The sequence below is a fragment of the Sphingobium indicum B90A genome, from assembly GCF_000264945.2.
Lineage (GTDB): Bacteria > Pseudomonadota > Alphaproteobacteria > Sphingomonadales > Sphingomonadaceae > Sphingobium > Sphingobium indicum.
The window spans coordinates 2585039-2602565 of the sequence record NZ_CP013070.1 but is presented as its reverse complement, the minus strand read 5'-3'; the positions used below and the strand labels follow the sequence as shown (position 1 = coordinate 2602565).

19 protein-coding genes are annotated in these 17527 nt (G+C 67.0%); 13 read left to right on the top strand and 6 right to left on the bottom strand.

Features of this window, described 5'->3' with window-relative positions; all coding sequences use genetic code 11:
• Window positions 1-212 precede the first annotated feature (212 nt).
• The 6 genes from SIDU_RS12600 to SIDU_RS12575 all read right to left on the bottom strand — a co-directional run bounded on the left by SIDU_RS12600 (window position 213) and on the right by SIDU_RS12575 (window position 7264).
• Window positions 213-617, bottom strand: coding sequence for a copper-binding protein (locus tag SIDU_RS12600; RefSeq protein ID WP_007406376.1), 405 nt, complete (start codon window positions 615-617; stop codon window positions 213-215).
• Window positions 614-3757 carry an efflux RND transporter permease subunit gene (locus tag SIDU_RS12595; protein ID WP_007406408.1) on the bottom strand — a complete coding sequence of 1048 codons (3144 nt, stop codon included), beginning with the start codon at window positions 3755-3757 and terminating at the stop codon, window positions 614-616. The genes SIDU_RS12600 and SIDU_RS12595 overlap by 4 nt, the downstream gene beginning before the upstream one ends.
• Window positions 3754-5244 (bottom strand): efflux RND transporter periplasmic adaptor subunit, encoded by a 1491-nt coding sequence (locus SIDU_RS12590; RefSeq protein WP_007406384.1) that lies wholly within the window; start codon window positions 5242-5244, stop codon window positions 3754-3756. The genes SIDU_RS12595 and SIDU_RS12590 overlap by 4 nt, the downstream gene beginning before the upstream one ends.
• The gene (locus SIDU_RS12585) at window positions 5241-6503 is read right to left on the bottom strand and encodes a TolC family protein (RefSeq protein WP_013039107.1); all 1263 of its coding nucleotides are present in this window, start codon (window positions 6501-6503) and stop codon (window positions 5241-5243) included. Before SIDU_RS12585 ends, SIDU_RS12590 begins: the two co-directional genes overlap by 4 nt.
• A gap of 63 nt (window positions 6504-6566) precedes the next feature.
• Entirely contained in the window at window positions 6567-6824 is a 258-nt protein-coding gene (locus SIDU_RS12580) for a hypothetical protein (RefSeq protein ID WP_007683334.1), read from the bottom strand.
• A 77-nt stretch (window positions 6825-6901) separates the two neighbouring features.
• On the bottom strand, window positions 6902-7264 hold the full coding sequence (locus SIDU_RS12575; protein WP_007406428.1) for a hypothetical protein: 363 nt from the start codon (window positions 7262-7264) through the stop codon (window positions 6902-6904).
• Between the two features lie 261 nt (window positions 7265-7525).
• On the opposite strand from SIDU_RS12575, the gene SIDU_RS12570 reads away from it, so the two are divergent.
• From SIDU_RS12570 to adhP, 13 genes are all read left to right on the top strand, one after another.
• The gene (locus SIDU_RS12570; protein WP_007406371.1) at window positions 7526-7864 is read left to right on the top strand and encodes a hypothetical protein; all 339 of its coding nucleotides are present in this window, start codon (window positions 7526-7528) and stop codon (window positions 7862-7864) included.
• Between the two features lie 140 nt (window positions 7865-8004).
• Entirely contained in the window at window positions 8005-8484 is a 480-nt protein-coding gene (locus SIDU_RS12565) for a heavy metal-responsive transcriptional regulator (protein ID WP_007406417.1), read from the top strand.
• On the top strand, window positions 8481-8702 hold the full coding sequence (locus SIDU_RS12560) for a hypothetical protein (protein ID WP_007406426.1): 222 nt from the start codon (window positions 8481-8483) through the stop codon (window positions 8700-8702). Before SIDU_RS12565 ends, SIDU_RS12560 begins: the two co-directional genes overlap by 4 nt.
• 59 nt (window positions 8703-8761) lie before the next feature.
• Window positions 8762-9082, top strand: a complete 321-nt coding sequence (locus SIDU_RS12555; RefSeq protein ID WP_007406382.1) for a hypothetical protein — start codon at window positions 8762-8764, stop codon at window positions 9080-9082.
• Between the two features lie 23 nt (window positions 9083-9105).
• Window positions 9106-11016, top strand: coding sequence for a 2Fe-2S iron-sulfur cluster-binding protein (locus SIDU_RS12550; protein ID WP_013039106.1), 1911 nt, complete (start codon window positions 9106-9108; stop codon window positions 11014-11016).
• Window positions 11016-11744, top strand: a complete 729-nt coding sequence (locus SIDU_RS12545; RefSeq protein ID WP_007406424.1) for a hypothetical protein — start codon at window positions 11016-11018, stop codon at window positions 11742-11744. Before SIDU_RS12550 ends, SIDU_RS12545 begins: the two co-directional genes overlap by 1 nt.
• On the top strand, window positions 11741-12463 hold the full coding sequence (locus tag SIDU_RS12540; protein WP_007406380.1) for a hypothetical protein: 723 nt from the start codon (window positions 11741-11743) through the stop codon (window positions 12461-12463). Before SIDU_RS12545 ends, SIDU_RS12540 begins: the two co-directional genes overlap by 4 nt.
• On the top strand, window positions 12450-12893 hold the full coding sequence (locus SIDU_RS12535) for a DUF1622 domain-containing protein (RefSeq protein ID WP_007683337.1): 444 nt from the start codon (window positions 12450-12452) through the stop codon (window positions 12891-12893). The genes SIDU_RS12540 and SIDU_RS12535 overlap by 14 nt, the downstream gene beginning before the upstream one ends.
• Window positions 12894-12907: 14 nt before the next feature.
• Window positions 12908-13348, top strand: a complete 441-nt coding sequence (locus SIDU_RS12530; protein WP_007683338.1) for a four-helix bundle copper-binding protein — start codon at window positions 12908-12910, stop codon at window positions 13346-13348.
• A gap of 131 nt (window positions 13349-13479) precedes the next feature.
• Complete coding sequence (locus SIDU_RS12525) at window positions 13480-13770, top strand: hypothetical protein (protein ID WP_013039105.1); 291 nt, start codon at window positions 13480-13482, stop codon at window positions 13768-13770.
• A gap of 333 nt (window positions 13771-14103) precedes the next feature.
• Window positions 14104-14505: a hypothetical protein gene (locus tag SIDU_RS20060; RefSeq protein ID WP_013849877.1), complete on the top strand. Its 402-nt coding sequence runs from the start codon at window positions 14104-14106 to the stop codon at window positions 14503-14505.
• Between the two features lie 442 nt (window positions 14506-14947).
• Window positions 14948-16468 carry an aldehyde dehydrogenase family protein gene (locus SIDU_RS12510; RefSeq protein ID WP_007683341.1) on the top strand — a complete coding sequence of 507 codons (1521 nt, stop codon included), beginning with the start codon at window positions 14948-14950 and terminating at the stop codon, window positions 16466-16468.
• A gap of 26 nt (window positions 16469-16494) precedes the next feature.
• Window positions 16495-17520 carry an alcohol dehydrogenase AdhP gene (gene adhP / locus SIDU_RS12505; RefSeq protein WP_007683342.1) on the top strand — a complete coding sequence of 342 codons (1026 nt, stop codon included), beginning with the start codon at window positions 16495-16497 and terminating at the stop codon, window positions 17518-17520.
• Window positions 17521-17527 lie beyond the last annotated feature (7 nt).

Below are 17527 nucleotides of genomic sequence, written 5' to 3'. Positions count from 1 at the left end.
CAGGCTATCGCGAGCAAGGGCGGCTTGCACGTTCAATGTGCGATCCGCGAAGCGTGCTCAAATTGTCGGTGATCGCGCAGGGAAACGCCGCTGGCATTGGGCGTTGCCGGTCGCAACCGTCGACCGGGCGCACAGCCAGGCAGACGGCCGGCACGGGCGTCGCCGCCCGGGAGCGGCGCCGCAACCAGCTTTTTCCGGTCGAACTTAGCGGATCACTGCTTTGCGATCGCGGTGACCTCGCCATCGCTGCCCTTGAGCGAGAGGTCGAAATCGACCTTGTCGCCGACCTTGACCGCATCGGTGATCGACGGCGCGGCCTTGAACGCCATCGTCATCGCGGGCCACTTGGCCTCCGGGATCGGACCATGATCGAGCGTGATCGTGCCTGCCGCCTTGTCGATCGCGGTGACGGTGCCATGGCCCTTGGCCTTGATCGCGGCGTTCGCGTCAGGCGCCATCGACATGTTGCCCATGTCGCCGCTCATGGTCGCGGCGGGCGCCGCCTCGTTGGTCTCAGTCGCAACGGGGGCCTCCGCCTTCTTGCCGCACGCGGCAGTCAGGGCGGCGAGGCCGAGGGCAATGGTCAGTCGTGCATGGTTCATCGTCTTCTCCTTCATGATGAAACGGGTTGAGGGATGGGATCGGTCTTGGGCCGGCGCAACAGCAGGTAGGCGGCGGGCAGGACGAACATTGAGAGCAAGGGCGCGGTCAGCATGCCGCCGATCATCGGCGCGGCAATCCGGCTCATGACCTCCGAACCCGCGCCTGATCCCAGCAGGATCGGCAGCAGGCCGGCCAGGATCACCGCCACCGTCATCGCCTTGGGACGGACGCGCAGCAGCGCGCCTTCGCGCACGGCGGCCTCGACCTCGGCAGCGTCCGGATGTGCGCCGCGCTCGGCCAGCGCGTTCTTGAGATAGATCAGCATCACCACCCCGAACTCGGCGGAGACGCCGGCGAGCGCGATGAACCCGACCCCGGTGGCGATCGACTGGTTGAACCCCAGCAGATAAAGCGTCCAGATGCCGCCGGTCAGCGCAAACGGCAGCGTCCCCATGATCAGCGCCGCCTCGTCGAAGCGGCCGAAGATGAGGTAGAGCAGCACGAAGATGATCAGCAGCGTCGCGGGCACGACCAGCTTCAAGCGGTCGACCGCGCGCTCGAGATATTCGAACTGGCCAGAGTAAGCGATGCTGACCCCAGGCGAGAGCCTGACCTGTTTCGCCACCGCACGCTGCAGATCGCCGACCACCGAGGCAAGATCGCGCCCGCGCACATCGACGTAGACCCAGGTCGAAGGCCGGGCATTCTCGGTCTTGAGCATCGGCGGTCCCTCGGCGATCGAGACGTTTGCCACGGTGCCCAAGGTGATCTGCTGGCCCGCGGGCGTCAGGATCGGTAGCGCCCGCAGCCTTTCGAGGCTGTCGCGCAATTCGCGCGGATAGCGCACGCTGATCGGATAGCGGGCGAGGCCCTCGACCGTCTCGCCGATCGTCTCGCCGCCGATCGCGCCGGAGACGATGGCCTGGACGTCGGCGATGTTGAGCCCGAACCGCGCGGCGGCGGCGCGGTCTATGTCGACATCGACATAGCGTCCGCCGGTCAGCCGCTCGGCGAGCGCCGAGCTGACGCCGGGCACGCTCCTGGCCACGGTCTCGACATCATGCGCGATGCGGTCGAGCTCGGCGAGGTCACTGCCCGACACCTTGACCCCGATCGGGCTCTTGATGCCCGTCGCGAGCATGTCGATGCGGTTGCGGATCGGCGGCACCCAGATATTGGCGAGACCCGGAAGCTTCACCCGGCGATCGAGCTCGTCGACAAGGCGTTCGGGCGTCATGCCCGACCGCCACTGGTCGCGGGGCTTGAATTGGATCGTCGTCTCGAACATTTCGAGCGGCGCGGGATCGGTCGCGGTCTCGGCGCGGCCGGCCTTGCCGAACACGCTTTCGACTTCGGGCACGGTCTTGATCAGGCGGTCGGTCTGCTGGAGCAGCTCACTCGCCTTGGCGGCCGAGAGGCCCGGCAGCGCCGAGGGCATGTAGAGCAGGTCGCCCTCGTCGAGATTGGGCATGAACTCGCCGCCGAGCCGGCTGAGCGGCCAGGCCGTGGTGGCGAACACCAGAGCCGCGATCAGCAGCACTGCCTTGGGCCGCTTCATCGTCCAGTCGATCGCGGGCCGGTAGATATTGGTGAGCCAGCGATTGACCGGATTGGCCTGCTCGGCCGGAATGCGGCCCCGGATCAGCCAGCCCATCAGGATCGGCACCAGGGTCACCGACAGGATCGCGGCCGCGCCCATCGCATAGGTCTTGGTGAAGGCGAGCGGCGCGAACAGCCGGCCTTCCTGCGCCTCCAGGGTGAAGACCGGAATGAACGACAGCGTGATGATCAGCAGGCTGAAGAACAGCGCCGGCCCGACCTCGGCCGCCGCCTCGGTGACGACGATCCAGCGCATCTCGCCATCGAGATGTCTGTCCGGGTGATCCTGCTCCCAGCGTTCGATCCTCTTGTGGGCGTTCTCGATCATGACGACCGCCGCATCCACCATCGCGCCGATGGCGATGGCGATGCCGCCCAGCGACATGATGTTGGCGTTCACCCCCTGGAACCGCATTACGACGAACGCGGCCAGCACACCGAGCGGCAAGGTCAGGATCGCGACCAGCGCCGAGCGGACGTGCCAGAGGAACAGGGCGCAGACCAATGCGACGACGATGAACTCCTCGACCAGCTTGCGGGTGAGGTTCTCGACCGCGCGATCGATCAGCTGCGAGCGGTCATAGACCGTGACCACCTCGACGCCCGGCGGCAGGCTTTTCCTGAGATCGGCGAGCTTGTCCTTGACCGCCGCGATGGTCTCACGGGCGTTCTTGCCTGACCGAAGAATAACGACGCCGCCGGCGACCTCGCCTTCGCCGTTCAGTTCGGCGATGCCGCGCCGCATCTCGGGGCCGACCTGGATCGTGGCGACATCGCCGAGCCGGACGGGCACGCCGCCCGCCGCAGTCTTGAGCGGGATTGCCCGGAAATCGTCGAGCGTTTTCAGATAGCCCGAGGCGCGGACCATATATTCGGCCTCGGCCATTTCCAGCACCGAGCCGCCGGCTTCCTGATTGGCTTGGCTGATCGCCTGCACTGCCTGGGCGTGGGTTACGCCGTAGGCCGCGAGCTTCACCGGATCGAGCAGCACCTGGTACTGCTTGACCATGCCGCCGATGCTGGCGACTTCGGCCACGCCGGTCACGGTCTTCAGCTCGTAGCGCAGGAACCAGTCCTGCAACCCGCGAAGCTGCGAGAGATCGTGCCGGCCGGTGCGGTCGACCAGCGCATATTCATAGACCCAGCCGACCCCGGTCGCGTCCGGCCCGAGCGCGCTGCGGGCGCTGGCCGGCAACCGACCCTGGACCTGGTTGAGATATTCGAGCACGCGGCTGCGCGCCCAGTAGAGATCGGTGCCGTCCTCGAAGATCACATAGACGAAGCTGTCGCCGAAGAAGCTATAGCCGCGCACCGTCTTGGCGCCGGGCACCGACAGCATGGTGGTGGTGAGCGGATAGGTGATCTGGTTCTCGACGATCTGCGGCGCCTGACCCGGATAGGAAGTGCGGATCACGACCTGCACGTCGGAAAGATCGGGCAGCGCGTCGATCGGGGTCGAGCGCACCGCCCACAGGCCCGCGCCGACCAGCGCGAGCATGCCGAGCACGACGAAGAAGCGGTTCCTCACCGACCAGCGGATGAGATGGGCGATCACTGGCCCGCCACCTTCGCCATATGCCGCAGCGTCGGTCCCGCCGGGGGCCGGTCGAACCCGAACCGGACCCGGTCACCCGCCTTGAAGCCGCGCGCGATGCCCGGATTGGCGAGCGCGAAGGTCATCGTCATCGCCGGCCAGTCGAGCGCGGGAACGGGCTCGTGGCTGAGCGTCACCGAATTGGCCGTGATCCGCTCGATCTTGCCCGTCGTCTCGTACAGCGTGGCTTTCGACGCCGGCGCGGCGATGGTCGCCGATGCCGCACCGCCGCCGATCGGCCGCGCCTCGATTCCCGACAGGCTCGCCTCGGAATCGATCAGGAACTGCCCCGAGACGACGACGTTCTCGCCGGGCGACAGGCCGGCAAGGATCTCGGTCTCGCCGCCTGCCTCGCGGCCGATGCGGACCTCGGCGGGATGATAGCGCCCGTCGCCTGCGGCCAGCATGACGAGCGTGCGCCTGCCCGTGCGGATCACCGCTTCGCTCGGCACCAGCAGCGCCGGCTTGGCATCGCCGCCAAGCGCGACGCTGGCGAACATGCCCGGCCGCAACCGGCCGTCCCGGTTGGGCAGCTCGATCCGCACGGTGAGCGTGCGGCTGTCGGCCTGCGTGGTCGGCAGGATCGCGATCACCCGGCCGGCGAAGCGCTCGCCGGGGAAGCCCGCCAGCGTGGTGCTGGCATTCTGGCCGACCCGGACATCGCCCGCGCGCGCTTCGGGCACCGCGGCATTGAGCCAGACGGTGCCGAGCCCGCTTACCTGGGCGAGCGTCTGGCCCATGGCGAGCGTCACGCCGGCACGGGCGTCGAGCGTCTGGATCGTGCCCGAGATCGGCGTCGTGATCGTCACCACGCCGTTCGGGCGTCCGCTCCGCTCGACGCTGGCGATGAGGCCGTCGGACATGCCCATCAGCCGCAGTCGCTGGCGCGCGGCCGCGGTGAGGTCGGGCTTGCCGAGCCGCCTGACGCTCAGATATTCGGTCTGCGCGCCGCCCCATTCGGGCAGGAGCAGGTCCGCGATCGGCGCGCCGGCGCGGACCACGTCCCCGGGCGCTCGCGCATAGACGCGGCTCACGAACCCGCCCGAACGCGCCTGGATGACGGCGACGTCGCGCTGGTTGAAGTCGATCGTGCCGGTGACCTCGAGGGCCGAGGCAAGGCTGCCCATCTTCGCCGCGACGACCCGCAATCCCAGGCTCTGCCGCGCGGCGGGATCGACGGCGACCGTGGGGGCCGCGCCGGCGCTTCCTCCGTCCGCGTATCGCGGCACGAGCTGCATATCCATGAAGGGCGACTTGCCGGGCTTGTCGAACTTCTGGTTGGGGAACATCGGATCGTACCAGTAAAGGACTTTGCCTGCCCCGGCGGGCGTGGTCGCCTCCGATTGCGGTGCCTGGCGATGGCCAGCCCAATAGCCTGTGCCGCCGGCCAGCAGCGCGACAGCCAGGATCGATGCGCCCCAGCGCAGCGCGGATTTATCGAGCGTCATGGCCGCTCCTCCCCATAGGTGATAGTGATGCGGACCGCGTCGCGCGCGACGTCGGCTTCGCGGTTGAGCGCCTCGACCTCGGCCTCCGCGAGCCCGAGCGTCGTGAGCAGCGCGGCGCCAAGGTCGAGCTTGCCGGCGCCATAGCTGTCGCGGTCGAGCTCGGCGCGGTGCCTGGCGAGTGGCACCAGCGTCTCGCGGGCATTGCGCAACCGGGAGAGATGCATGGCATGGTCTGCGAGATCGGCGTCGAGCTGCGCCACCAGCTCGCGGCGGATCGCCTCGCGGTCGAACCGACCCCCTTGCGCAAGGCTCTCGCTTGCAGCGATCCTGGGGTTCTGGCGCTTGCCGGCGAACAGCGGCAGGTCGATCGACACGCCGACCGAGGCCATGTCGCCGTACATGGGATCGCGCCGGCCATAGGTGACGCCGACCTTCCAGTCGGGGCGCTTGTCGGCGCGCGCGAGACGCACGTCCGCTTCGGCGACTGCGATCCGCGCGTCCTGCGCGCGCAGGGCGGGAAGCGCATCGATCCCGGCCCGCAGCCGGATCGGATCGACATCGAGCATCGGCGGGTCGCCCGTCGCCTGCGGGTCGGGGTCGCCGGTATAGCGCGCGAGCCGGGCCCGCGCCTGCGCCACCACCGCAGCCATCTCGGCGCGGCGATCGGCGATGGCGGCGCGGAGCTGGTCGGGCTCGAGCGCCTGGCTCGGGCGCGCGCTGCCCGACGCCAGGCGTGCGGTCACGGTCTTCTGCAGGTCGTCGAGGCTGGCATCGAGCAGGTCGAGCTGCCGGAGCCGGCGTTCTCCATAATAGAGATCGACCCAGGCGAGGGCGGTCTCGAGCCGCACGTTGCGGCCTTCGACCAGCTCGCCCGCCTCGGCGATACCGATATCGGCCGCGGCGCGCGCGGCGCGTGCATGGCGCTTGGCGAGATTGGGGAAGGTCTGGCTGAACCCGATCGTCGCCATAGTGAAATCGTCGCGCGTGAAGCTGCCGGCATTGGGGCCGCTCACCGGGAAGTTCTGCAGGCCCAGGTCGAGCGTCGGATCGGGCAGGCGATCGGCCGCGACCGCCGAAGAGCGGGCGCCGGCTGTCGCCGCCGCGCGCGCCTTGAGGCTTGGCGCGTTGGCGGCAGCGAGCCTCACTGCCTGCTCGTAGGTGAGCGGGCCGGCCGACACCGGCACGGCCCAGGCGCTCGCAAGCGTCGCACCGATAGAGAGCAACAGGCGTCGCACAGCGCGCCTCGGCATCATGATCATGGATATCATCCCCTCATGACAGAGGCGGCGCGCCAAGATGTGACGCGCCGCTCCGGAGCGGGTTTAGCCCTTGTCCGACCTGACTGCGCCGCGCATGCAGTCGGCGGCGCTTGCCTGCATCATCGCGCAATCGCAGCTGGCCATGTCCCGGCTGTCGGGCACCCATATGCGGACACGCGCAGGGCCAGTCGCCCGCGGACCATATTGCGGCGCCGACCGCCATTCCCAATGGCCTTGCGGCGTGCGGCTCGCGTCGGTTGCAAGCGCAGGCGCGGCGAGACTGAGGGCCGCCACAAGGGCGGCCGGAAGCAGTTTGATCATCACGAAAACCTTTGACTGAAAAGAAGGAAACCGGGCGCGCACGCATCGATCGATGCGCGCAGCCCGTGCTCGTTCAATCAGGCAAGGCTGGTGGGAGGATCCGGCTCGGGCGCAACCGCCTTGCCGGTCAATATCGTGTCGGTCGTCCAGAAGCTGGGCGCGTCGTAGAGACGCGCAGGCGCAACGCCGCCTGCCAGGTCCGCTGCGACCAGCGGGATCACGCACCCCATCGCGGCGATGCAATCGAGCGTCAGGCCCTTGCAGGGCTTTTCGCTGGGCGCAGGCTGCTGCTTGGCCATCATCGCCATGCAGTCCGCATCCATGCCCTTGGCCAGCGGCGCGCCTGCCGCCTGCGGCACGCTGTGCGCGGCCGCCATCTGGGCTCCGAAGAGACCGGACAGCGCTCCGATGACGAGCAGGAGGGCGAGCAGGCGTTTCACGGGCCTCGATATCTAGCGGGTTTCGCGGGCGCAGCCAACCAAAGTCTCGCGCCGCGCGGATTTTGAAGTGCTGACGGCTGATTCCGTCAACTCCGCGTCAATAAAGATCCGGCCCGGGGAAGAAGATCGGCTGCGGCCTCTACGTATATCGAGGCTGGACCCGGGACCGTAGTCCCAAGCCTGAAGAGACGCTCTTCCCCTCGGCAAAGTCCGGGCGGTGGCTTACCATCCAAGGAGGTGAATATGGTCAGAAAAACTCTCATGGTCGCGCTTGCCGGCATTTCGATGCTTGCTGCCGTCCCCGCTATGGCCCAGGGCATCGGGCACAGCCTGTTCATGCGCGGCTCGATCGTCGACACGGGCAGCAACGGCACGGTCGTCTGCATCGGCAAGGCCGATGGCGCCGAGGTCGGCCAGAAGCTCGAGGTCTATCGCGTCGTGACCCATCCGGGTCCGTCCAAGGGCGTGGCGCCGACCTATCACCGCCAGCTCGTCGGCCATGTGACGATCGACCATATCTTTGACGATCACTTCGCGCACGTGTCCGTCGCCGACGGCACGCCTGCCAGGCACGACATCGTCGAGCTTCGCAAGAACTGACAAGCCGGTGGCCCGGCGGCACGGGCTGCCCTGCGACGCGTCGGGGCAGCGGGCCGCCGGCGACGAGGAGACCGTTCGGGGTCAAAGCGAAACCGCTTGACCCTGGACCATGGTCCAACCGGCATGATCGAGCGGATGACATGGGCAATTTCAAGATCGGCGAACTGGCCGCGGCCGCAGGCGTGGGGCGGGATACGATCCGCTATTATGAGCGGATGGGCCTGCTGCGCGAGCCCGCGCGCACGGCAGCGGGCTACAGGCTCTACGACGCGACCGACCTCGAGCGCGTCAATTTCATCCGCTCGGCGCAGGAGCTTGGTTTCACACTCGAACAGGCCCGGCAGCTGCTGGCACTCAGGGCGTCGGACACCGCGCATGCCCAGGCCGTGCTCGATATCACGCTTGCCAAGATCGCGGACGCCGAAGCCCGGCTCGAGCGCCTGTCGGATATCCGCGACATGCTGCGGATGCTCGCCGACGAATGCCCGGGCGAAGTGCCGGTCTCCGATTGCCCGATCCTCGCCTTCCTGACGGCGCGGCGGAAAGACCAGCAGCATAACAAGAAACATCAGGCAGCGCAGGACGAACGATCACCACGAGCGAAAGGGGTTTTGTCATGAAGAAAATGCGTTTGATCGCCGTCCTCACGCCGGCGCTGCTTCTAGGCGCCTGTGTGACCACGCGGCCGACCTCGGCGCAGGTCGAGAGTTGCCGGGCGATGGAGGGCAATATGGGTCTCCAGACGCCGCATGATCATGGCGAGATGAAGGGGCAGGGGCGCAACCCGATGAACCTCTCGCACGACCGGTGTCTCCGGATTCTGCGCAGCGCGCAATGAGCCGGTCCGGACGCCAGGGATGGCGCCCGGACACAGTTTTCAAGCCAAGGAGCAAAGCCATGATCGACCATGCGAAGAAAGCCCTTCCACTTGTCGGCGGAAGCCTGTTGCTGGCGCTCGCGCTTTCGGGCTGCGACCGCCAGGCCGACCAGACGGTGCCGCCCGCGGCGAACAGCGTCGCCGCCACCCCGGTCCTGACCGACAGCGGCAACGCTGCAGACGCGGCGCCGATGGACGCGATGAGCAACCAGGCCGAGATGGAGCGGCATCACCGTCAGGCGATGGACCATGACGCGATGCGCGCCGGGGCCGGCAACCAGACCGCGCCGGCACCCGATCCCGCGCCGGGCAATGCGGCGATGCCGATGAAGGATATGTAGGCTCGCACACTAAGGGGATGAGGATGTCCAGGCGGATCAGCCTTCGACGCTTGAGCCTCGGCTGCGCAATCGCTCTCAGCCTGTCCGCGAGCGCGGGCGCGCAGGAGGGCGAGGATCATGCCGCGCATCATGGCGCAGGCATGCCGGCCGGCGGGGGCATGTCCGCACCGGCAGAGCCGGGGTCGTCGGACATGGCGAAGATGATGAACCCCATGATGGATCGCATGATCAATGGGGAAGGGGAGAATGAGCACGGCCACGAATCGCGCCGGACCGGCTTCATCTCGCAGCTGCTCGCCTTTCCCGCGCTTGACGAAGCGGCAAGGCAGCGGGTCGCTGCGCAGGCCGGCGAACGGGTAAGCACGGGTCTGGCGATGATCAACGCCGCCTCGGCCGACGGCGCGCGTGCGACCACGGTCTCGGCCCGGCTCGATGCGGCGCGGCGCCTGCGCGAGGGAACCGACCTGTTCCGCTCCGGCACCGCCGCGCAGGGCGCGATCGGGGGCTTGCAGCCGCCCCGGGAGGTCGGGCTTGCCTGGCTGCGCGATCAGCTCGACATCGACCAGGCCGCGCCCGGCCATGCCGATCACTGGTTCGGCATCTCGCCCTCGCACCTCCTTCTCATGCTGTTCCTGGGGCTGGTGAGCGCCACGCTTATCGCGCTGCAGATCTTCCGCCTGCGGCGGATCGGGGCGATCGCCGGCGGTGTCGCCACCGCCAAGGTTCCAGCAAAGCCGGAGCCGAAGGCTGCCCCTCCCGCTACCAGGGTTGCGCCCGCGCCTGCACCCGTTGCCGACAGCGCCGGGCTCGCGCCGAGCAATGCGGCCGCACCCGCTGGGGCGTCGCTGCGCAAGCCCAAAAGCTGGGCGGGGCAGCTGCGCGTGGTCCAGATCGTGCGAGAGACGCCGAGCGTGCTGACCTTCCGGCTCGCGGACCCGACCGCCGACCGGCTGCCGTTCGACTTCCTGCCGGGCCAGTTCCTGCAGGTCGAGGTAGAGCCCGAAGCGGGCAAGACCGCGCGCCGTTCCTACACGATCGCCTCTTCGCCGACCCAGCGGGCCTATGTCGAACTGACGGTCAAGCGCGAGGAGCAGGGCGTGGTCTCGCGATACCTGCACGACAAGGTCGTCGCCGACGATCTGCTGAAGGTCAGCGGACCGTTCGGCGCCTTCACCTTCACGGGAACGGATGCCCAGAGCATCGTGCTGATCGCGGGCGGGGTCGGCATCACCCCGATGATGTCGGTGCTGCGCTATCTCACCGACACCGCGTGGAAGGGTGATATCTTCTTCTTCTACGGCGCACGGTCGACCGAGGAATTCGTGTTCCGCGACGAGCTCGAGCGGCTCGAACGCCGTTTTCCCAACCTCCATGTCGTCGCCGCGATGCAGCGCGCGCCCGGCACCGTCTGGATGGGCCCCGAAGGGCCGATCACGCGCGAGATGATCCTGGCCGCGGTGCCGGAGATCGCGAGCCGGCGCATCCATATGTGCGGCCCGCCGGCGATGATGGGCGCGATGCGCGGCGTGCTGGCGGAACTCGGCGTCCCCGACGCGCAGCTGCACACCGAGGCGTTCGGTCCGGCCTCGCTGCCGGCCGACCACGAGGATCTCGAGGTCAAGCCCGCGCCCCCGCCAGCGGATAAGCCGGCCCCGAGCGCCGAGGTGGCGCCGAGCACGGTGACCTTCTCCGTGTCGGGGGTGTCGGCGGCCTTGCCCGCGGACGAGACCGTGCTGGAGGCGGCCGAGGGCGCGGGCGTCGAGATCCCCTATGCATGCCGTGCGGGCACATGCGGCGCCTGCGTGGTCAAGCTGCTGCAGGGCGAAGTGACGATGGAGGTCGAATCCGGCCTTGCGCCCGCCGACAAGGCGCAAGGCTATGTGCTCGCGTGCCAGGCGAAGGGGACGGGCACGCCGCTCGTGGTCGAAGCCTGATGCGCGAACGCAGCGACATTGCCGTGGGCCTGCTGGTCGCGTTCCTGCTGCTGTTCCCGTTCGGCTATCTCGTGCATGTGTCGCCCCGCTTTCCGGGTAGCCTGGCCGGCGGGATCATCGGGATCGCAGCGCTCGTGCTGATGCTGCTGACGCTTCCTTATGTCGCGGCCAAGCACATCGCCTGGGTCGACAAGGCGCTCTCCCGGGTCGTCAGCAAGCCAACCCTGCTCGCCATCCACATCTATGCCGGCGTGCTGGCGCCGATCCTGGGTCTGGTCCACGCCGCGCACAAGCTCGAAAGCCCGGTCGGCCTGCTTCTGACCGTCCTCCTGCTGATGACGGTCATCACCGGCTTCATCGGCCGCTACCTGCTTGCCCAGCTTGGTCGGGCGCTGCGCGGACGCAGGTCAGAACTGGCCTCGCTTCGCGCCGCCTTCCTCGAGGAGCCGGCGGCGCCGACGCAGGCCGATACCGCAGCCCCGCCGCTGTCGGGCTGGAAGCGCTATCTGTTCGTCGCCGGGGATGCGTCCGCGGGCCAGCGCCCCCAGGACAAGGCGGGGATCGCCGCAGCGCTGGCCGATACCGAATTCGCGATCCGTGCCGAAGAGGCAACCAACACCCTGTTCGCGCGGTGGCGGTTCCTGCACATCCTGCTGGGCTGTCTCATCTTCGCGCTGCTCGCGCTCCACGTCGGCGCGGCGATCTATTACGGGCTGCGCTGGCTATGAGCTGGCAGCGTCTTTCCTACGCCGTCTTCATCGCAGCCCTGCTGGTGATGGTCGCCGCGGTCGCGATCCGGATGCGATCGGACGCGCCGAGGGATGCCGGCCTGGTGGCGCAGCTCGTCTCGCCCGGCCCGCTCTCGAGCGCGCACCAGTCCTTTGCCGGCCAATGCACGGCCTGCCACACGCCGGGCAAGGGCGTCGAAACCCGGACCTGTCTCACCTGCCATGCGGGCACCGATTTCGGGACGAAGCAGTCGACGCAGTTCCACGCGAAAGCGACGCAGTGCACCTCCTGCCACGTCGAACATGAGGGAGAGCGCGGCATCATCCGCATGGATCACGCCGCGTTGCTCGACATGGCGAAGTGGCGGCAGCCTTTGGCGGGCATGTCGACAAACACTCGAAGCCTGACCCCCGAGACCGCGCTCAATTGCGCGAGCTGCCATGCGTTCCGCGATCCGCACCAGGGCCTGTTCGGCACCGACTGCGCGAGCTGCCACAAGACCGACAGCTGGAAGATCGCCAATTACCGCCATCCATCGGTCAATTCGACGCAGTGCGCCGAGTGCCATAAGGCGCCGCCCAGTCACTTCATGGAGCATTTCAGCATGGTCTCGCAGCGCGCAGCCGGATCGAAGGCGCGCGTCGACCAATGCTATGCCTGTCACGCCACCGACAGCTTCAACAATATCCGCAAGCGAGGCTGGTATGATCACCATTGAGGCCGACTGGCTGAGCGCCTTCTTCCGGCTCGCCGTGATCGGCCTGGAACTGGCGGGCACGCTGACCATCCTGGTCGGCGCGGGGCTCGCAACCTTTCTGTTTGCGCGGCGGGCGAGGGCGGGCGACCGAACCGAGGCCTATAGCACGTTCCGCTCGGCGCTCGGCCGCAGCATCCTGCTCGGCCTGGAATTTCTGGTCGCCGGCGACATCGTCAAGTCGCTGGTGATCAACCCGACGCTCGACGATCTCATCGTGCTGGCCGGGCTTGTGCTGGTGCGGACCTTCCTGAGCATCTCGCTCGGGGTCGAGATCAACGGTCACTGGCCCTGGGAGGAAACCCGGATGGCGCGGGAGAAGGCGCGTGCGGCGTCGGATGGGTCGCCGGCGACGGCTGAGGCCGCCGGATGCGGCACACCGCGCAAGGGATAGCCGATGGAGGGTGCATGATGATCGAGAGACGCGAATTGCTGATGGCGGGCGCCGGCCTTGCCGCCGCCGGAACGCTGGCTGCGCCGGCGGCGGGGCAGCAGCATCGAATGGAAGGGATGGCGATGTCGATGACGGACTGCATCGACGATTGCCTGGCTTCACACCGCATGTGCCTCGAAACCGCCGCCTGGCTGACGAAGCAAAGCAGCGCGCTGGCGAGCGCGTCGTTGATCGCCATGCTGAACGACTGTGCGGAACTGTGCCAGGCGACAGCCAACTCGATGCTGCGGGAATCGGCTCTGCACCGCATCCTGTGCCGCGCCTGCGCCGATGCTTGCGAGCGCTGCGCCGAGGAATGCGGGCGTCATAGCGAGGACCAGCGGATCGCGCGTTGCTCGGCCACCTGCAAGAAATGCGCGGCGAGCTGCCGAATGATGGCGGACATGACCGGCTGACCACCCGCTTCGCATATTACGTATACTGCCGGGTCAGGACCGATACCATCTCAAGGGCAAGCTCCCGGAGGAGCGAGAAACGACCGGATCTGAAGCCGGTCGAACGGAAACCAGACTTGAAGGAATCGATAGTGCGCAAGAAAACGGTAGTTATCACTTCGCTCGCAGCCCTCGGCCTCCTTGCCCTCGGTGCCGGGCCTGTTCTCGCCGATGGCATGCCGTCGGACATGCCGGATCTCGAGGAGACGCTCAAGGCCAAGCCTGCGCCGGCTCAGTCCGGCACGGCCCATATGGAGGGCATGCGGCACGGCAAGGACCAGATGCACGGTGAGATGATGCGAGGCCACCGGATGGCCATGCGGGAATCGGGGAGCCAGGAGGGGGCTTCTGACATGTCGCATCGGTCGGGCGGGGGGTGCTGAACCAAAAGCCCATCAGAGGTCGGTTGATCAAAGCCTCACCATACAAGGCGTTGGTATCGTTTGACCGGGCCGCAACGTTGGTCCGCCGTTTCCCCGGCGGGCCAATTGCGTTTCAGAATAAAGGTCTGCACGAGCTTTAATGCGATGCAGTCATGAATCCGCTGGACCCTTGGACCATGGTTTCGCCCGCAAGATCGCGGGCCTGCCAGTCCTGATCCAGTGCGGATTCGTAACTTACGTATTCAGACCAAAGGGCCAAGCCCGCATGAGGGGTCGGTATGGTCGCGGTCGCAAACGGCGATCGGGCAAGGACTCATCATGCGGAGAACCACAATGCGAAAGACGAAACTTCTAGTCGGCGCGATCGGCTGCCTGGCGACCCTGAACTTCGCTGGCGCGGGTCTGGCGCAATCGGCACCCGCCGCGCCCCAGCACGCCCCTGCGCAGCCGAAGCCATCCACCGCCCATGCCCATCAGCAGGGGATGGATCATGGAGGGCAGCAGATGCACGACCAAATGATGCAGGATCACCAAGCCGGCATGCAGAAGCCGCAAGGCCAGCAGGGCGCTGCGGGCATGGCCGGAATGTCTGGTGGCTCGTCGCAGGGGAGCGGTTCGAGCAAGGCTGGCAAGCCCAAGAGCGGTTGCTGCAAGATGCCGATGAAAAAGGCAAAGCCGGCCGCCAAGAAGAAACCGGCCACGCCTATGGCCGACAAGCCGATGAGCGACATGTGAGGTTTCCAGCCCCGAGAACAGACCCCTGGGGCTGAGGGCCCGCCGCTGCCCCCGCGGCGGGCCTGTTCTTCAAGAGGTGTTCCAAGTTTCTAGGATTTCATAACGAGAAGCAGGCGTCCACCGCGAGAGAGAGGAGCCCGCGATGCGTAAAGCTCCAGGAGTTGGCACCGAGCTGCGGGTCCGCGCTTACGATTAAGAGGTCCGACCAAGCATGGCCGGATCAACTTCAGTGACCTCTGCGCCGCGATTGAATGGCGAGAGCCATTGCCTGCTTAGGCGACGAGATAATCTATGAGCTGATGAGAAAATCATCGGCTTCTTTTGCGTGTCCAGCCTGGCGCTTCGTAAAAACTCTGCCTGATTTTTGTCTGCGGAACTTACTTATAGGCCGTCTCATCAGAAGGCCTACTTCATCAGGCATCGGTAAAGATGGAGACAGGCGATGTTCGAGAAGGCGATCGGGACCATCAATGCTGCGGCGTCCTTCCGACACCGCTATGATAATTTCATCGGTGGTCGATGGAGCGCTCCAGCGAGCGGCGAGTATTTCGCGGACACGAGCCCGATCAATGGCGCCCAGATCGCCGAGTTTGCGCTGTCGACGCCGGAAGATGTCGAGCGCGCGCTCGATGCGGCGCACGCCGCCAAGGATCAATGGGCAAGGATCTCGCCCGCCGACCGCGCCAGGATTCTCAATCGCGTCGCCGACCGGCTCGAGGATAATATGGAGTTGCTGGCGCTTGCCGAGACGATCGACAACGGCAAGCCGATCCGCGAGACGCGCGCTGCCGACGTTCCGCTCGCGATCGACCATTTCCGCTATTTCGCCGGCTGCATCCGGGCCGAGGAAGGCGGGATCTCGACGATCGATGCCGACACCATCGCCTATCATTTTCGCGAGCCGCTTGGCGTCGTCGGCCAGATCATCCCGTGGAACTTCCCGCTGCTGATGGCGGCGTGGAAGATCGCCCCGGCGCTGGCGGCGGGCAACTGCACCGTCATCAAGCCCGCATCCCAGACGCCGCTCACCTTGCTGATGTTCGCCGAGCTCACCGCCGACATCCTGCCGCCCGGCGTGCTCAATGTCGTCACCGGCCCGGGACGGACCGTCGGCCAGGCGATCGCCGCCAATCCGCGCATCGCCAAGGTCTCGTTCACCGGCGAGACCGTCACCGGCAAGCAGATCATGCATGCGGCCGCCGACCATCTGATCCCCCAGACGATGGAGCTTGGCGGCAAGTCGCCCAACATCTTCATGGCGGACGTGCTCGACGAGGACGATGCCTTCTTCGACAAGGCGCTCGAAGGCTTCACGCTGTTCGCGTTCAACAAGGGCGAGGTCTGCACCTGCCCGTCGCGCGCGCTGATCCATGAGTCGATCTTCGATCGCTTCATCGAGCGCGCCGTGGCGCGCGTCGCCGCGATCCGCCAGGGCGATCCGCTCGACCCCTCGGTCCAGGTCGGCGCGCAGGCGTCGGAGGACCAGCTCCACAAGATCCTGGGCTATATCGATATCGGCAAGGCCGAGGGCGCGCAGTGTCTGGTCGGTGGCGCCAAGGCGCTGCCGGGCGGTGCGCTCGACCAGGGCTATTTCGTACAGCCGACCGTGTTCGTGGGTCAGAACCACATGCGCATCTTCCAGGAGGAGATCTTCGGTCCCGTCCTGGCGGTCACCACCTTCAAGACGGTCGAGGAGGCGATCGCACTTGCCAACGACACCGCCTACGGTCTTGGCGCGGGCGTCTGGACCCGGAGCGGCAACACCGCCTACCGTCTGGGCCGCGCGATCGAGGCCGGGCGGGTCTGGACCAACTGCTATCACCAGTACCCCGCCCATGCCGCCTTCGGCGGATACAAGGCGTCGGGCTTCGGGCGTGAAAATCACCGGATGATGCTCGACCATTATCAGCAGACCAAGAACCTGCTCGTCTCCTATGACGAGCACGCGCTCGGCCTGTTCTGACCCCTCGCTCAAAAGGAGAAACGGACATGGCGAAAACCATGAAGGCGGCGGTCGTCCGCGAATTCGGCAAGCCCCTGGTCATCGAGGACGCGCCGATCCCGACGGTCGGCCCCGGGCAGATCCTGGTCAAGATTGCGGCAACCGGCGTGTGCCATACCGACCTGCACGCGGCAGAAGGGGACTGGCCGGTCAAACCCAACCCGCCCTTCATTCCTGGCCATGAAGGCGTCGGGCATGTCGCCGCCGTCGGTGCGGGCGTCACCCATGTGAAGGAAGGCGACCGGGTCGGCGTGCCCTGGCTCTACACCGCCTGCGGGCATTGCGTGCATTGCCTGGGTGGCTGGGAGACGCTTTGCCACGAACAGCAGAACACCGGCTATTCGGTCAATGGCAGCTTTGCCGAATATGTCCTCGCCGATCCCAACTATGTTGGTCACCTTCCCGACAATGTCGACTTCCTCGACATTGCGCCGATCCTCTGCGCGGGCGTCACCGTCTACAAGGGATTGAAGGCCACCGAGGCCCGACCCGGCGAGTGGGTGGTCGTCTCAGGGATCGGCGGGCTCGGCCACATGGCGGTGCAATATGCCCGTGCCATGGGTCTCAATGTGGCCGCGGTCGACATCGACGATAGCAAGCTCGACCTCGCTACACGCCTTGGCGCCACACTGACGGTCAACGCGCACAGCGAGGACCCTTCGGCAGCGCTCAAGAAGGCGATAGGCGGCGCGCACGGAGCGCTCGTCACCGCCGTTTCGCCCAAGGCGTTCCAGCAGGCGCTCGGCATGGTCCGGCGCGGCGGCACGGTCGCGCTCAATGGTCTGCCGCCGGGCGACTTCCCGCTGTCGATCTTCGACACCGTGCTGAACGGCATTACCGTGCGAGGCTCGATCGTCGGCACGCGGCTCGATCTGCTCGAGGCACTGGCGTTCGCCGGCGACGGCAAGGTCAAGGCCACGGTCCATGCAGACAAGCTGGAGAACATCAACGACGTCTTCTCCCGCATGCACCATGGCGACATCGAGGGCCGGATCGTCCTCGACCTCGCCTGAACCCGAC

What these genes read in the sequence shown, in the direction of transcription:
- SIDU_RS20060 (WP_013849877.1), top strand. Translation starts at nt 14,104, where the DNA reads ATGCGAAAGACGAAACTTCTAGTCGGCGCGATCGGCTGCCTGGCGACC.
- SIDU_RS12555 (WP_007406382.1), top strand. Translation starts at nt 8,762, where the DNA reads ATGATCGACCATGCGAAGAAAGCCCTTCCACTTGTCGGCGGAAGCCTG.
- SIDU_RS12590 (WP_007406384.1), bottom strand. Translation starts at nt 5,244, where the DNA reads ATGACGCTCGATAAATCCGCGCTGCGCTGGGGCGCATCGATCCTGGCT.
- SIDU_RS12600 (WP_007406376.1), bottom strand. Translation starts at nt 617, where the DNA reads ATGAAGGAGAAGACGATGAACCATGCACGACTGACCATTGCCCTCGGC.
- SIDU_RS12510 (WP_007683341.1), top strand. Translation starts at nt 14,948, where the DNA reads ATGTTCGAGAAGGCGATCGGGACCATCAATGCTGCGGCGTCCTTCCGA.
- SIDU_RS12570 (WP_007406371.1), top strand. Translation starts at nt 7,526, where the DNA reads ATGGTCGCGCTTGCCGGCATTTCGATGCTTGCTGCCGTCCCCGCTATG.
- SIDU_RS12560 (WP_007406426.1), top strand. Translation starts at nt 8,481, where the DNA reads ATGAAGAAAATGCGTTTGATCGCCGTCCTCACGCCGGCGCTGCTTCTA.
- SIDU_RS12540 (WP_007406380.1), top strand. Translation starts at nt 11,741, where the DNA reads ATGAGCTGGCAGCGTCTTTCCTACGCCGTCTTCATCGCAGCCCTGCTG.
- SIDU_RS12530 (WP_007683338.1), top strand. Translation starts at nt 12,908, where the DNA reads ATGATGATCGAGAGACGCGAATTGCTGATGGCGGGCGCCGGCCTTGCC.
- adhP (WP_007683342.1), top strand. Translation starts at nt 16,495, where the DNA reads ATGGCGAAAACCATGAAGGCGGCGGTCGTCCGCGAATTCGGCAAGCCC.
- SIDU_RS12545 (WP_007406424.1), top strand. Translation starts at nt 11,016, where the DNA reads ATGCGCGAACGCAGCGACATTGCCGTGGGCCTGCTGGTCGCGTTCCTG.
- SIDU_RS12580 (WP_007683334.1), bottom strand. Translation starts at nt 6,824, where the DNA reads ATGATCAAACTGCTTCCGGCCGCCCTTGTGGCGGCCCTCAGTCTCGCC.
- SIDU_RS12535 (WP_007683337.1), top strand. Translation starts at nt 12,450, where the DNA reads ATGATCACCATTGAGGCCGACTGGCTGAGCGCCTTCTTCCGGCTCGCC.
- SIDU_RS12565 (WP_007406417.1), top strand. Translation starts at nt 8,005, where the DNA reads ATGGGCAATTTCAAGATCGGCGAACTGGCCGCGGCCGCAGGCGTGGGG.
- SIDU_RS12585 (WP_013039107.1), bottom strand. Translation starts at nt 6,503, where the DNA reads ATGATCATGATGCCGAGGCGCGCTGTGCGACGCCTGTTGCTCTCTATC.
- SIDU_RS12550 (WP_013039106.1), top strand. Translation starts at nt 9,106, where the DNA reads ATGTCCAGGCGGATCAGCCTTCGACGCTTGAGCCTCGGCTGCGCAATC.